This is a genomic window from Calidifontibacter terrae, assembly GCF_054778835.1.
The window spans coordinates 300,211-312,890 of sequence record NZ_BAAGZF010000002.1 but is presented as its reverse complement, the minus strand read 5'-3'; the positions used below and the strand labels follow the sequence as shown (position 1 = coordinate 312,890).

At 68.1% G+C, this 12,680-nt stretch carries 12 protein-coding genes; 8 read left to right on the top strand and 4 right to left on the bottom strand.

Annotated features, from left to right (window positions below; all coding sequences use genetic code 11):
- Window positions 1–21 precede the first annotated feature (21 nt).
- Genes ACYU98_RS04195 through ACYU98_RS04185 form a run of 3 tightly spaced genes read left to right on the top strand, consistent with a single transcriptional unit; the run spans window position 22 to window position 2,508 of the window.
- A complete protein-coding gene (locus tag ACYU98_RS04195; protein ID WP_460466935.1) occupies window positions 22–1,041 on the top strand; it encodes a cation diffusion facilitator family transporter in 1,020 nt (339 codons plus the stop codon).
- A gap of 56 nt (window positions 1,042–1,097) precedes the next feature.
- A complete protein-coding gene (locus ACYU98_RS04190) occupies window positions 1,098–1,742 on the top strand; it encodes a LuxR C-terminal-related transcriptional regulator (protein ID WP_460466934.1) in 645 nt (214 codons plus the stop codon).
- Between the two features lie 43 nt (window positions 1,743–1,785).
- Window positions 1,786–2,508, top strand: coding sequence for a GTPase domain-containing protein (locus ACYU98_RS04185; protein ID WP_460466933.1), 723 nt, complete (start codon window positions 1,786–1,788; stop codon window positions 2,506–2,508).
- Window positions 2,509–2,629: 121 nt separating this feature from the next.
- Here the strand turns inward: ACYU98_RS04185 and ACYU98_RS04180 are convergent, their stop codons facing one another.
- A complete protein-coding gene (locus ACYU98_RS04180; RefSeq protein WP_460466932.1) occupies window positions 2,630–3,634 on the bottom strand; it encodes a nitronate monooxygenase in 1,005 nt (334 codons plus the stop codon).
- Between the two features lie 113 nt (window positions 3,635–3,747).
- Here ACYU98_RS04180 and ACYU98_RS04175 point away from each other — a divergent pair, with 113 nt between their 5' ends.
- From ACYU98_RS04175 to ACYU98_RS04160, 4 genes are all read left to right on the top strand, one after another.
- Window positions 3,748–5,376 (top strand): DHA2 family efflux MFS transporter permease subunit, encoded by a 1,629-nt coding sequence (locus ACYU98_RS04175; RefSeq protein ID WP_460466931.1) that lies wholly within the window; start codon window positions 3,748–3,750, stop codon window positions 5,374–5,376.
- 232 nt (window positions 5,377–5,608) lie between these two features.
- Window positions 5,609–6,568 (top strand): MetQ/NlpA family ABC transporter substrate-binding protein, encoded by a 960-nt coding sequence (locus ACYU98_RS04170; protein WP_460466930.1) that lies wholly within the window; start codon window positions 5,609–5,611, stop codon window positions 6,566–6,568.
- Complete coding sequence (locus ACYU98_RS04165; protein ID WP_460466929.1) at window positions 6,565–7,590, top strand: methionine ABC transporter ATP-binding protein; 1,026 nt, start codon at window positions 6,565–6,567, stop codon at window positions 7,588–7,590. Before ACYU98_RS04170 ends, ACYU98_RS04165 begins: the two co-directional genes overlap by 4 nt.
- Complete coding sequence (locus ACYU98_RS04160; RefSeq protein WP_460466928.1) at window positions 7,587–8,258, top strand: methionine ABC transporter permease; 672 nt, start codon at window positions 7,587–7,589, stop codon at window positions 8,256–8,258. The genes ACYU98_RS04165 and ACYU98_RS04160 overlap by 4 nt, the downstream gene beginning before the upstream one ends.
- A 9-nt stretch (window positions 8,259–8,267) precedes the next feature.
- On the opposite strand, the gene ACYU98_RS04155 is transcribed toward ACYU98_RS04160, so the two are convergent.
- Genes ACYU98_RS04155 through ACYU98_RS04145 form a run of 3 tightly spaced genes read right to left on the bottom strand, consistent with a single transcriptional unit; the run spans window position 8,268 to window position 11,879 of the window.
- Entirely contained in the window at window positions 8,268–9,518 is a 1,251-nt protein-coding gene (locus tag ACYU98_RS04155) for an AGE family epimerase/isomerase (protein WP_460466927.1), read from the bottom strand.
- A gap of 22 nt (window positions 9,519–9,540) precedes the next feature.
- Window positions 9,541–10,941: a serine/threonine-protein kinase gene (locus tag ACYU98_RS04150; protein ID WP_460466926.1), complete on the bottom strand. Its 1,401-nt coding sequence runs from the start codon at window positions 10,939–10,941 to the stop codon at window positions 9,541–9,543.
- Window positions 10,942–10,976: 35 nt separating this feature from the next.
- Complete coding sequence (locus ACYU98_RS04145; protein ID WP_460466925.1) at window positions 10,977–11,879, bottom strand: NAD-dependent epimerase/dehydratase family protein; 903 nt, start codon at window positions 11,877–11,879, stop codon at window positions 10,977–10,979.
- A gap of 103 nt (window positions 11,880–11,982) precedes the next feature.
- Between ACYU98_RS04145 and ACYU98_RS04140 the strand changes: the two genes are divergently transcribed.
- Window positions 11,983–12,660, top strand: a complete 678-nt coding sequence (locus ACYU98_RS04140) for a TetR/AcrR family transcriptional regulator (RefSeq protein WP_460466924.1) — start codon at window positions 11,983–11,985, stop codon at window positions 12,658–12,660.
- Window positions 12,661–12,680 lie beyond the last annotated feature (20 nt).

Here is a 12,680-nt window from a genome sequence, read left to right as displayed (position 1 = left end):
ACCTGAGTAACGTCGTGCCTCGTGAAGTCCAAAGCCCGCCGCGAGGTCACCCAAGAAGGTGACGAGAGTCTGCTCACCGTCCTCATCGCCTTCGCCGCCAACCTGCTGATCGCGATCGCCAAGACGGCCTCGGCGGCCATCACCGCGTCGGCGTCGATGGCCGCCGAGGCCGCCCACTCGTGGGCCGATACCGGCAACGAGATCTTCCTGTTGATCGGCACCAAGAAGGCGGCTCGACCAGCTGACGAATCTCATCCACTGGGCTACGGCCGGGTCGGCTACGTCTGGTCGATGTTCGCCGCCTTCGGACTCTTCGCGGTGGGATCCGCGGTGTCGGTGTTGCACGGCGTGCAGTCGCTGACGTCCAACGAGCAGGAATCACCGTCGTACGTTTGGGCCTACGCAGTTCTTGCCGTCTCGTTCGTGCTCGAGGGATTCTCTTTCCTTCAGGCCACCCGACAGGCGCGAGCCGGCGCCGACGAGCGCCGGATGCACCCGCTGCGCTACGTGCACCTCACCTCGGACTCCACCCTGCGCGCGGTCTTCGCCGAGGACGCGGCCGCTTTGATCGGGGTCGTTCTCGCCGCGGCCGGAATCGTGGCCCACCAACTCACCGGCAACGCGCTCTGGGATGCGCTGGGGTCGATCGCGGTCGGCGTCCTGCTGGGGGTCGTGGCGATTTTCCTGATCAGCCGCAACATGGACTTCCTCACCGGTGAGGAGATCACGCCGCTGGCTCGCAACCGAGTGTTGGCCGAGCTGTTGGCCCACCCGCTGGTCGAGCGAATCTCCTATCTGCGCACCGAGTGGATCGGAGCCGACAAGGTCTATCTGGTCGCCGCCGTCGACCTCGTCGGCGACGATGTGGAGTCAACCGTCGCGCAGCGCCTGTCCCAGATCGAGGACGAGATCCAGCAGCGTCCGCAGGTCGGTCGCGCCGTATTGACGCTCACCCGCCCCGATGACACGGCAGACCTGCGCCCGGGCGCCCTGCCAGACTGGTATTTGCCTGACAATCCGGACACTTCAGACCACCTCTAAGGGTGGCATTCGTCGTACTTCGGCGTGGACGACCGTCCAACAACTAATGTGAAAGAGTGTCTGCCCAACCCCTTCGCCTTGCCCTGGTCAACGACTACCAGATTGTCGTCGCCGGCCTTCGCAGCATGCTGCTGCCCTTCGCCGATCGGGTCCAAGTCGTCGAGCTCAACGCCGACACTCTCCCGGCTTCGCCCGTCGACGTCGCGGTCTACGACACCTTTGCCTCCGCCGCCGACGACACTCAGCGGCTCGACGAGCTCGTCGGCGCCCACAACGCCCGCCGGGTCGCCGTCTATTCGTTCTGCGAGGAGCAGCGAGCCGTCAGCGACGCCTTACGTCGCGGCGCGTCCGGCTACATCTCCAAGAGCGTCGCGCCGGCCCGGCTGGTGCGTGCATTGGAGCGGATCGCGGCCGGCGAGCGGGTGATCGAGGTCGCGCTGTCGCATCCGGTGATCATCACCGGCGGGAATGCCTGGCCCGGCCAGAGCCACGGCCTGACCGCGCGCGAAGCCGAGATCGTCGGCTTGATCGCCCGCGGCCTGTCGAACGAGGAGATTGCGGCGCGTTGTTACCTGTCGATCAACACCGTCAAGACCTACATCCGTACGGCGTATCGCAAGGCGGCAGTCTCGACCCGCGCCCAAGCGGTCGGCTGGGCCCTGCGCAATGGTTTCGACACCGATCACGTGCGGGTGAACTGACCATACGGATGCCGATCGACCCGTTCGTGCGATCATCGGGCGCATGAACACCCGACTCGGACGAGCAGCCCTGAGCGGCCCCGGTCGCGCCGCGATCAGCACCACCATCGCCGGTGGCCTGACGGCCGTATCAGGGGGTCCGGCCCAGCTGACCCACCTGTTCAAGCGTCGCTTCCCCACCGTTGCGGTGACCGGAGTGACCGGCGTCGGCAAGACCGCGCTCGCCAACCGGTTGGCCCGGCGTACGACCGATCCGGCAACGGTGGAGGTCGGCTCGGCCACCATGGAACGGCGCACCCGCCGCTCCTCCCGACTGCACGGCTTCCGGTTCCGGGTGGTGCCCGGCGACAACGCCGCCACCCGCCTCGGTGCGCTCGACGAGGTCTTCCACGACGAGCCGGTCGACGGCGTGATCCACGTGGTCGCCTACGGCCACGCAACTGCCCGTCGTACGGGCGGAACCTCGGGCTCTGCGAGCGCCGACCGCGAGCGCCAACTCCGGGCCGAACTCGAGGACTGGTCGATCACCGCCCACCGGATCGCGTCAATGGCGGTGCGCCGTGACCACCCGATCTGGCTGCTGATCGTCGTCACGAAGACCGACCTGTTCCCCGACGAGATCGACGAAGCCGTCGACTACTACTCCCCGGCAGCGGCTCACCGTTCGCGGCGAAGCTCGACGAACTGCGCGCGCTCGCCGGTGGCGCCAAGCTGTCGATCGACGTGTTGCCGGTCAGCAGCCTCGGCAAGGCATCGGACGATCTGATGCAGCAACTGGTGACGCGGATGGAACAGCTCTCCGGTCACGTCTGACCGGTCAGGCCTGCTTCGTCAGGCCTGCTTCGTCAGGCCTGCTTCGTCAGGCCTGCTTCGTCGGGCCTGCTTCGTCAGGGTGCCAGTGACCTGATCAGGTCAGCCGCCGGACCATTCTGCGCGCTGCGCCAGCCCGTTCCCGCCCACAGGTGCACCCCATGCGGGTCCCCGGCCTGCGCGGCCGCTTGACGCAGCGGCCTGGTCAGATGGTGGATCGCCGGGTAGCCCAGCGGGGCCTGCGCATCGAACTCGTCGATGAACCGGGTGCGCAACGCCCGCGCCGGCCGCCCCGTGAAGCAGTGCGTCAACCGTGTTTCGGTGAAGCTTTCGTCGGCCAACGCGGCGCGATGAACCGCGCTGGTGCCGGCCTCATCGGTACGCAGCAACAGTGTTCCGACGGCGACAGCATCCGCACCCGCAGCCAGGAGACCGCGTACGGACTCGGGCCCGTCGACGCCTCCGGCGGCGATGATCGGGCGAGTGCTGCGGGTTCGTACGGCGCGCACCAGGTCGGCGGTCGGTATGTCGCGCGGGAGTTGGCGCGGGTCGTGGACTCCGCTGTGTCCACCTGCCCCTATCCCTTGTACGACGAGGAAATCGGCGCCGGTGTCGGCGGCAGCGACCGCTTCTTCGACGCTGGTCACCGTGATGCCGACCCTCGTTCCGACCCGCTGCAACGCCTGCAGATCGTTCGCCGGCACCAGGCCGAAGGTGACGGTGAAGAAGGGCACCGGCTGTTTGACCAACACCGCGATCTTGTCGGCCCAGTGGTCGTCGTCCTGCGTGATCGGAACCTCGAGCGGGCTGCCGCGGCGCGCCGCGAGCGTCGCGCGATAGGAGTCGTACGCAGCGGGATCGACGGGTGTGATGTGGGGCGCGAAGAGGTTCACCCCAAACGGCACGCCCTGCTCGCGCAGCGTCTGCAGGTCAGCGGTTAGTTGTTCGCCGGTGCGATAACCGCCGGGCAGAATTCCGAGCCCGCCACCGGCTGCCACGGCGGCCACGAGATCGGGGGTCGTGGGGCCGCCAGCCATTGGCGCGCCGACAACGGGAATATCTGAACCGGTCAACGTGTTCACGCCTGCGACTCTACGGCTGCGGAAATTTCTCGTTCGCGCCGCAGGCGTCCAGAACGATATTCTTGAATCCTGCGCACCCGCAGACCCTCCCGGCCTCCGACCTGAGGACTCCCATGTCAACTGCAGCCCCCGCTGCGCCTGAGTATCCCGACAAGATTGACGGCGCAGTTCTGAAGATCGCGGGCGTTGTCGTGCTCGGCGCGATCATGTCGATCCTCGACATCACCGTGGTGAACGTCGCCCTGCCTGACCTGCAGGTCACCTTCACCGGCGCCGACAACCCCCTGCCCTACTCCACCGTCGCGTGGACCGTCACCGCCTACACCCTCGCCTTGGCGACGGTGATCCCGCTGACCGGCTGGGGCGCGGACCGCTTCGGCACCAAGCGTCTCTACATGCTCGCGGTGACCCTGTTCACCGCCGGATCGGTGCTCTGCGCCTCAGCAGGCAGCATCAACATGCTCATTCTGTTCCGCGTTCTGCAGGGCCTCGGCGGTGGCCTGCTGATGCCCCTCGGGATGACGATCATGACGCGAGCGGCCGGCCCGAAGCGGATGGGTCGCCTGATGGCGATCCTCGGCGTGCCGATGCTGCTCGGTCCCATCCTCGGTCCGATCCTGGGTGGGTGGCTGATCGACCACTACAGCTGGCACTGGATCTTCCTGATCAACCTCCCCCTTGGCATCGCGGCCCTGGTTTACGCCATGTGGGCGCTGCCCGCCGACAAGCCGGAACCGACGGAGTCGTTCGACGTCGTCGGCATGTTGATGATGAGCCCGGGCCTGGCGCTGTTCCTCTACGGGATCTCCTCAATCCCCAGCGAGGGCACCTTCTTCTCCGCCAAGGTCCTCAGCTTCACCTTCATCGGTCTCGCCCTGCTGGTCGCGTTCGTGTTCTACAGCTTCAAGCCGAAGCACCCGCTGCTCGACCTGCGGCTGTTCAAGAACAAGCAACTGACCATCGCGCTGCTGACCATGTTCATCTTCGCGGCCGCCTTCTTCGGTGGGTTGCTGCTGGTGCCGACCTACTTCCAGCAAGTACGCGGTGAGTCGCCCCTCGATGCCGGTCTCCTCGTTGCCCCGCAGGGCATAGGCGCGATGCTGACGATGCCGATTGCTGGCGCGTTGAGCGACAAGATCCCGGTCGGGCGCATCGTGCCTGTCGGGTTGGTCCTGATCATCGGCGGCATGTTCGCGATGACGCAGATCGACGGCACGACCTCCTACTGGGGCTACATCATCCCGGTGCTGTTCGTGATGGGTCTGGGCATGGGCGCCACGATGATGCCGATCATGACGTCGGCCATCAAGACGCTGCGAGCCCACGAGGTCGCCCGCGGATCGACGCTGCTGAACATCACCCAGCAGATCGCTTCCTCGGTCGGCGTCGCGATCATGTCGGTAGTTCTGACCAACGGCCTGAAGAACGACAAGCTCGTCTCGCAGGCGCAGGGCTTCAGGGAGGCCACGAAGGGCATGAAGGACCCGGCGCAGATCCAGGCAACCGCGGGCAAGTTCCCGGCAGTTGCCGAGATCCTCGCCTCGACCAGCCCGGCGAACGCGGCCGCCAAGCTCGGGGCCGACGTCTCCCAGGCCATGGGCAAGATCTTCGGTTCGACCTTCCTGGTCGCGGCGATTCTGGTTGCGCTCACCCTGATCCCGGCGTTCTTCCTCCCGCGCAAGCACGAGGAGTCGCACTACGACGACGACGAGAAGGACGCTGCGCCGGTGCTGATGCACTGATCCGCGCGCCCTTGTCGGCCGCCCACGCACCGTTGTTCGTACGGTGCGTGGGCGGTTTCGTTTCCTCCCCCGGTCCTCGAGCCGCCGTCGCAGCCGAATACCTTCTCGGGTGAGCCAGTTCGGGTGAGCCAGTTCACGCAGGTTCAACTTGACGACGGACAGGGCTATCCATAGCGTTTGGTTATCCCTTCAGTAGTTCCGCGTTATTGCGGGCTTGTCTTCAGGAGCTGCCGTGAGCAACGCCGTCACACCCGATTCCACTGCCATCCCTGAACTGCCCGAGAAACCCCAGCGTGGCCGTGGTCCGCTCATCGGTGGCGTTGCCGCAATCGCCGTTGTTGCCTTGGCCGCGGGCTTCGGCATCGGCCGGGCGACCGCCAATTCAGGCTCAGGTTCGGCCGCGAAGACGGTGACCGTTCGAGTTGGCACAACTGACGCCAGCAGCGACGTGTGGCCGATCCTCACGCGCCTGGCTAAGGCGCAGGGGATCGACTTGCAGACGGTCAACTTCAGCGACTACACCCAGGCCAACCCGGCGCTGGCCCAGAAGCAGACCGACCTCAACCAGTTCCAGCACCTGCAGTTCCTGGCGAACTACAACGTCAGCGCCAAGCAAGACCTGGTCCCCATCGGCTCGACCGTGGTCGTGCCGTTGCCGCTCTACTCCAAGAAGCACACCAAGCTCGACCAGATTCCCCAGGGCGGCAAGATTGCCATCCCCAACGACGCCACCAACCAAGCGCGCGCACTGCTGGTTCTGCAGTCGGCCGGGCTACTGAAACTGAAAAACGGTGGGAACGCGCTGTCCACGCCGACCGACATCGACACCTCGGCCTCAAAGGTGAGCGTTGTGCCAGTGGATGCGGCACAAACGGTGGCAGCGCTGACCTCCGTCGATGGCTCCATCATCAACAACAACTTCGCCCTCGATGCCAAGCTCGATCCGAAGTCCGCCCTCTTCCAGGACGACCCGAAGTCGCCGGCGGCGGAGCCGTACATCAATGTCTTTGTCGCCCGAAATGCCGACAAGAACAACCCGACCTACCTCAAGGTCGCGCAGCTGTGGCACTCCCCTGAAGTGATCGCGGCGGAAAACAAGGAAACCAAGAACACCGCGGTCGTGGTTAACCGGCCCGAGAGTGACCTGCTCGGCATCCTGACCAAGCTGGAGAAGGACATCTCGGCCTCATGAGCGACCCGATCATCCGGTTCGAAAGCGTCGAGAAGACGTTCCGCCGAGGCTCCAGTTCGGTCGCGGCCGTGGTCGACGTCGACCTTGAGATCGAGCGCGGCGAGGTGTTCGCCTTCATCGGCTTCTCCGGGGCCGGCAAGAGCACCTTGGTGCGGCTGATCAACGGCCTCGAGCAGCCGACCGGTGGCACCATCACCGTCGCCGGAAAAGACCTGAACAGGCTGTCGGCCAAGGAAATTCGCGCGCTGCGCGCCGACATCGGGATGGTCTTCCAGCAGTTCAATCTGCTGCGCTCACGCACCGTCTACGGCAATGTCGCCTTTCCGCTGGAGATTGCCGGCTGGTCGGCGCAGAAACAGAAGGCGCGGATCACCGAGCTGCTGCACTTCGTCGGTCTCACCGAGCGCGCGTGGGCCTATCCCGAGGAGTTGTCCGGTGGCCAGAAGCAACGCGTTGGCATCGCCCGCGCGCTGGCCACCAACCCGGAGATCCTGCTGGCCGACGAGGCCACCAGCGCGCTCGACCCCGACACGACCCGCGACGTCTTGGCGCTGCTGCGCCGGGTGAATGAGGAGTTCGGCACCACCGTCGTGGTCATCACCCACGAGATGGAGGTCGTACGGACGCTCGCCGACCGGGTCGCGGTTCTCGACAGTGGGCGGGTGGTCGAAAGCGGACCCGTACGCGAGGTATTCGCGGCACCAAAGGCCGAAGCGACTCGCCGACTGATTGGCGCGACGCTCGACAATCGCCCCGACGACATCGAGTGGGCGCAACTGCAGCAGCGTTACGCCGGCAGGCTGGTGACGGCCACGCCGTACGCCGGAAAGAGCCTTGGCGCGGTCATCGGCAGCGCCGCGGCTCGCGGGGTGGGGCTGGAAATCGTCCATGGTGGCGTCACCCGGATCAAGACTTCGGAGTTGGCCACCTTCACCTTCGAACTCACCGGCGAGGATCTCTCGCTGGACGCGTTCATCCACGACCTGCAGCAGGTCGCGACGGTCACTGAGGGAGCGGCATGAGAAGCGTCGGCACCGACTGGAGCGTTCTGGGGCCGGTCCTGAAGGACTCGATCCTGCAGACCCTGCTGATGTCCGCGGTCACGCTCATCGTTGGCGGCGGCCTGGGCCTGGCCGTGGGGGTGCTGCTGCACACGACACGCTCCGGCGGACTGCTGGCCAACCGCGCGTTGCACACCGTGCTCAACGTGATCGTGAACATCGTTCGGCCGATTCCGTTCATCATCTTCATCACCGCGGTCGGCCCACTGACTCTGCAGGTGATGGGCACGACCGTCGGCACCCGCGCAGTGCTCTTCCCGCTCGCTTTCGCGGCCACCTTCGGTATCTCGCGGATCGTTGAACAGAATCTGGTCAGCGTTGATCCGGGCGTGATCGAGGCCGCCGAGTCGATGGGTGCTTCGCCGTGGCGAATCATCCGCACCGTGTTGCTGCCGGAGGCCCTCGGACCCCTGGTGTTGGGCTACACCTTCGCCTTGGTCGCCGTGGTCGACATGACCGCCATCGCCGGGGCGATCGGCGGCGGCGGCCTTGGCCAGTTCGCCATCACGTACGGTTACCAGCGGTTCAACTGGACCGTCACCGGCGTGGCCGTGGTCATCATCATCATCCTGGTTCAGATCGCGCAGTTCTCGGGCAACGCGTTGTCTCGGAAGGTGATGCGCCGCTGAGCTCGGCCATTACCCTTCTAGGCGATGCGTGTCTGAAGCCAGCGCGACGACCAGAGCCGGGGTGAGGGGCAACCGCGGAATCAGGGTGGCCTGCACTGCGTGGTAGAGATCCGCCTTGGTGTCCCAGGTCAGCCGAGACACCTTGTTCTGGGCGTCCAACTCGTGCCACCAGGACCCACCGACGTGGTCGATCACCTTGTCGCCGACGTAGTCCCACACCGTTCTGTACCAGTCGTCGTACTGCAGTTCGCCGGTCGCGTGGTGCAGCGCGGCGGCCGCGCCGATCGCCTCGGCTGTGACCCAGTGCATCCGCTCGTGCACCACAGCGGCGCCGTTCCAATCGACCGTGTAAACGAAGCCGGGGGCGCCGTCGACGGCCCACCCCTCGCGTACGGCTGCGGCGAACAGTTCGCGCGCGTCGTTGAGCATCCAGTCGGGTGCCGCATCGCCCCGGGCCTGCAGGGCAGCCCGCGCGTGCAGGCTCAGGCGTGCCCATTCGAGCCAGTGGCCGACCGTCGCCCCGTACGGGCGGAACGGGTCGGCCGGCTTGTCACGGTTGTAGTCCAGCTGCGGCTGCCAGTCGGCGGTGAAGTGTTCCGGCAGCCGCCAGTGGTTGCCCCGGGCGAAGACGTGGACGGCCTGCTCGATGATCCGTACGGCCCGGTCGAGCCAGACCCGGTCGCCGGTCACGTCGGCGGCGGCGAGGTAGGCCTCGACGGTGTGCATGTTGGCGTTGATCCCGCGGTACGGGTCGAGCTGGGTGAACCCGCGGTCCCACTCCTCGACCGCCATGCCGGCGGCGTCGTCCCAGAAGTACCGCTCGCTGACCGCGAGCGCCTGCTCCAGCAGTTCGGCGGCGCCGGGGCGACCGGCGACCGTGGCACTGGCCGAGGCGAGCACCACGAAGGCGTGCGGGTACGCGGCCTTCTGCGTCGACACCGGGGTGCCGTCACGCTCGACCTCGGCGAACCACCCGTCGTGATCGGGATCGGCGAACAGTTCGCGGATCGCGGCGATCCCGTGGTCGGCGATCGCTCCGCAGCCCGGTCGGCGCATCAGGTGGCCGAGCGAGTAGACGTGGGTCATCCGGCAGGCGATCCACAGTTCCAACGGTCCGTCGACCGGTGAGCCGTCGTCGCCCTGCCGGGCGAAGCCGCCGCCGGGGACGACACTGCGGCGGCCGAACTCGAGCAGCCGGTCGGTCTCGGTCTCCAGCCAACGGTCGTGCCACGCGGATCCGAGCCAGGTCGTGGTGTCCATCGGCCCAGTCTGGCCGATCTGCTCAGCGGAACTGGTGGGAGGCGACGTTGTTCTTCAGCCAGGAGGGCAGGTCACCCCGCGCGCCCGGGGGCACGTCCAGGTAGCGGCCGGTGAACCCGCTGTTGAAGTACATCCGCACGGTGTGGCTGCTGCGGTTCCAGTACGACGCCGCGGAGTTCTTCAGACACCTCCCGCTGCCCGCGCCGGACCCGAGGAAGGTCTCGCAGTCCGGTGGCTTCGAGCCGTAGTTGGCCAGGCTGTCGTCGAAGTCGGCGGTGGCGCCGTAGCCGTACTGCTTGCTGTTGAACTGCAGGCAGAACTCGCCATCGTCGCAGACCCCGTTGTGCGGGGCACGGGTGCGCGCGGCCGCGGCTGCCGACGCCTTCGACCGCAGCGAGGTCTCCAGCCCGGAGGCCTGCACGACGCCCGGCGCGTGATGCCCGCCCAGCGCGTACGCGGTCAGGCCGCCGGCCGCGAGGACGACCGCCACCCCCGCCGCCAGCCACGGCGCCCTGCTCCGCCGCCCGGCGCGGGCGGCGGGAGCGCCCGCGGCGAGCGTCGGGTGACTGTGCACGTTCGGCGTGGGGGTGACGGTCGCCGCACCCGCCCAAGCGGCCCCGAGGTCGTCCACGAAGGCGCCGGCGGACGGGTGGCGCTCGGCCGGGTCGAGCGAGAGCGCGCGGGCGAGCACCGCGTCGACCTCCGGAGGCACCCCGTGGCGCGTCCGGGACAGGCTCGGCCGCGGGGAGGTCAGCGCGGCCGTCAGGACCGCGGTCACCGACGAGCCGGGGAACGGCCGTTCGCCGCTGAGCAGGTGGAAGAGGGTCGCGGCGAGGGAGTAGACGTCGGCGGCCGGGCCGGTCGGTTCGCCGCGCAGCTGCTCGGCGGAGGCGTACGCGACCGACCCCACCATCGCCTGTGTCTCGGTCAGGTCGCTGGGCAGCTCCACCGAGCGGGCGATGCCGAAGTCGGTGACCAGGGCGCGCTCGCCGGTGGGCGTCGCCGCGATCAGGATGTTGGCCGGCTTCACGTCGCGGTGCACGACGCCGCGGGAGTGCGCGTGATCGAGCGCCTCGGCCACCTGTGTCGCCCACCCCAGCACCCGGGCGGGATCCAGCGGTCCTTGCGCGGCGGTCCGGGCGGCGTCCGGACCGTCGACGTACTGCATCGAGATCCACAGCAGCCCCTCGAACTCGCCGCGGTCGTAGACGGTGACGATGTTCGGGTGGTCGAGCCGGGCGGCGAGATCGGCTTCGCGCAGGAAGCGGGCGCGGGCCTGCGTCTGGTCGCGGCCCGACGGCGCCATCACCTTGATGACGACCTCTCGCGGCAGCCGCGGGTGACGGGCCAGGTAGACCTCGCCCATCCCGCCGGCCCCCAGGAGTCGGCCCAGCTCGTACCCGGCGATCTGGTGGGGCGTCATGGTCAGCCATGATGACCGCTCCGAGGGGTGGGCGGTCAACCGCGCTGCAGGATCATCTCGTCCCACGGCGTGGCGGTGAGGCCGTACGCCCCGGTCAGCACGCCGTCGCGCAGCACGGTCGGGCGGTACCAGAGGTAGCCCTGCTGGTGCAGCGAGCGCATCGAGGCGTTGACCAGGCCCGCCGCGCGGACGAGCCCCCGCGGCACCTTCACCACGCGTGCGCGGCCGCCGTCAGCGACCCGTACGGCGAGATCGCGCAGCGACTGCGCGGGCCGGCTGGGCACGCTCACGATCCGGTCGCCCGTCGGCGCCAGATCGGCCGCGTGCTGGGCGGCGACGATCATCGCGCGGGACATGTCCGGGATGTACGTCAAGGCGTGCGGCAGGTCGGGATCGGCCAGCACGAACGCCGGGCGCCCCTTCGCGACCGGGCCGATCACGGTCGCCAGCGCCATCGACGACGCCGGCGTCGCGGTCGGTCCGACCAGGTCGGAGGCGACGACACTGATCGTGATCGCCGGGTGGGCGGCGCGGGCGGCGAGCAGCTCGGCCCGTACCTCTCCGAGCGGGCTGCACGGCTGCAGCGGGGCGGTCTCCGACAGGTCGCTCGCCGCGGCGCCGAAGGCGTAGACGGACTCCGGGAAGACCACCGGGATGCCCGCGTCGGCGGCGACGTCCATCACCACGCGCTCACGCTGCGGCAGGCTCGCCCGCCAGGACTTCGGGTCGTACGCGGCGTGGATGCAGTGGAAGATCGCGGCGGCCCCGGAGGCCGCGGCATGCAGCACCTCCGGGTCGCCGGCATCGCCGACCACGCAGTCGGCGCCGTCGATCGGGCGCGCGGTGCGCTGGACGACGGTGACCTCGTGGCCGTCCGCCAGCAGGTCCTCGGTGAGCTGGGTGCCGATCTGACCGGCGCCGGTGATGACGTACTTCATGACTCTCTCCTCAAAGTGTGAGCGGTGCTCTCGTTTCTTCACCGTAGGGCGGACCGGTGAGAAAAACAAGAGCACCGCTCACATCTGTGTGAGGATGGTCGGCATGTCGACGACGAAGCGCACCCGGGCGGAGAACCGGGCCTGGATGGAGGCGGAGATCCTGCGGCTGGGGCGCGAGCAACTCGCCGACCGGGGGCCGGCAGCGCTGTCGTTGCGCGAGATCGCCCGCGACCTGGGCGTCGCGTCCTCCGCGGTCTACCGCTACGTCGCCGACCGGGACGCGCTGCTCACCCTGCTGGTGGTCGACGCGTACACGGCGCTCGCCGATCACGTGGAGGCGGCACTCGAGACGGCCCACGAGGGCGACCTCCCGGTGCACGTCCTCGCACGCGCGATGCGCGGGTGGGCGACCGCGCACCCCGCCGGATGGGGCCTGATCTACGGCACGCCGGTTCCGGGCTACGACGCCCCGGCCGACCAGACCACCGACCCCGGCGTACGGCTGATGATCCGGCTGGGGCGACTCATGGCCGGCTCCGACGTGGCAGGCATCGACCCACCGGCGGACTTCCGCGGATTCCTCGAGGGCGCCGCGCGCGAACTGCAGCTGGAACTCAGCCCGGCCGAGCTGGCGGCCGGCATAGAGGCGTGGTGTGCGATCGTCGGCACGATCAGCATGGAGGTCTTCGGTCAGCTGGGCAGGAACGGCGCCGCGTACGGCGGTGCGCTGCTCGACCAGACGTGCGACCGGATCGCCGGTCGACTCCCCTCAACGAGATAACTGGCCGGGTCCCAAGCAAC

Excerpts from the sequence above, each read along its gene's own strand:
- ACYU98_RS04185 (WP_460466933.1), top strand. The coding sequence starts at position 1,786 with ATGAACACCCGACTCGGACGAGCAGCCCTGAGCGGCCCCGGTCGCGCC.
- ACYU98_RS04140 (WP_460466924.1), top strand. The coding sequence starts at position 11,983 with ATGTCGACGACGAAGCGCACCCGGGCGGAGAACCGGGCCTGGATGGAG.
- ACYU98_RS04150 (WP_460466926.1), bottom strand. The coding sequence starts at position 10,941 with ATGACGCCCCACCAGATCGCCGGGTACGAGCTGGGCCGACTCCTGGGG.
- ACYU98_RS04175 (WP_460466931.1), top strand. The coding sequence starts at position 3,748 with ATGTCAACTGCAGCCCCCGCTGCGCCTGAGTATCCCGACAAGATTGAC.
- ACYU98_RS04160 (WP_460466928.1), top strand. The coding sequence starts at position 7,587 with ATGAGAAGCGTCGGCACCGACTGGAGCGTTCTGGGGCCGGTCCTGAAG.
- ACYU98_RS04165 (WP_460466929.1), top strand. The coding sequence starts at position 6,565 with ATGAGCGACCCGATCATCCGGTTCGAAAGCGTCGAGAAGACGTTCCGC.
- ACYU98_RS04145 (WP_460466925.1), bottom strand. The coding sequence starts at position 11,879 with ATGAAGTACGTCATCACCGGCGCCGGTCAGATCGGCACCCAGCTCACC.
- ACYU98_RS04155 (WP_460466927.1), bottom strand. The coding sequence starts at position 9,518 with ATGGACACCACGACCTGGCTCGGATCCGCGTGGCACGACCGTTGGCTG.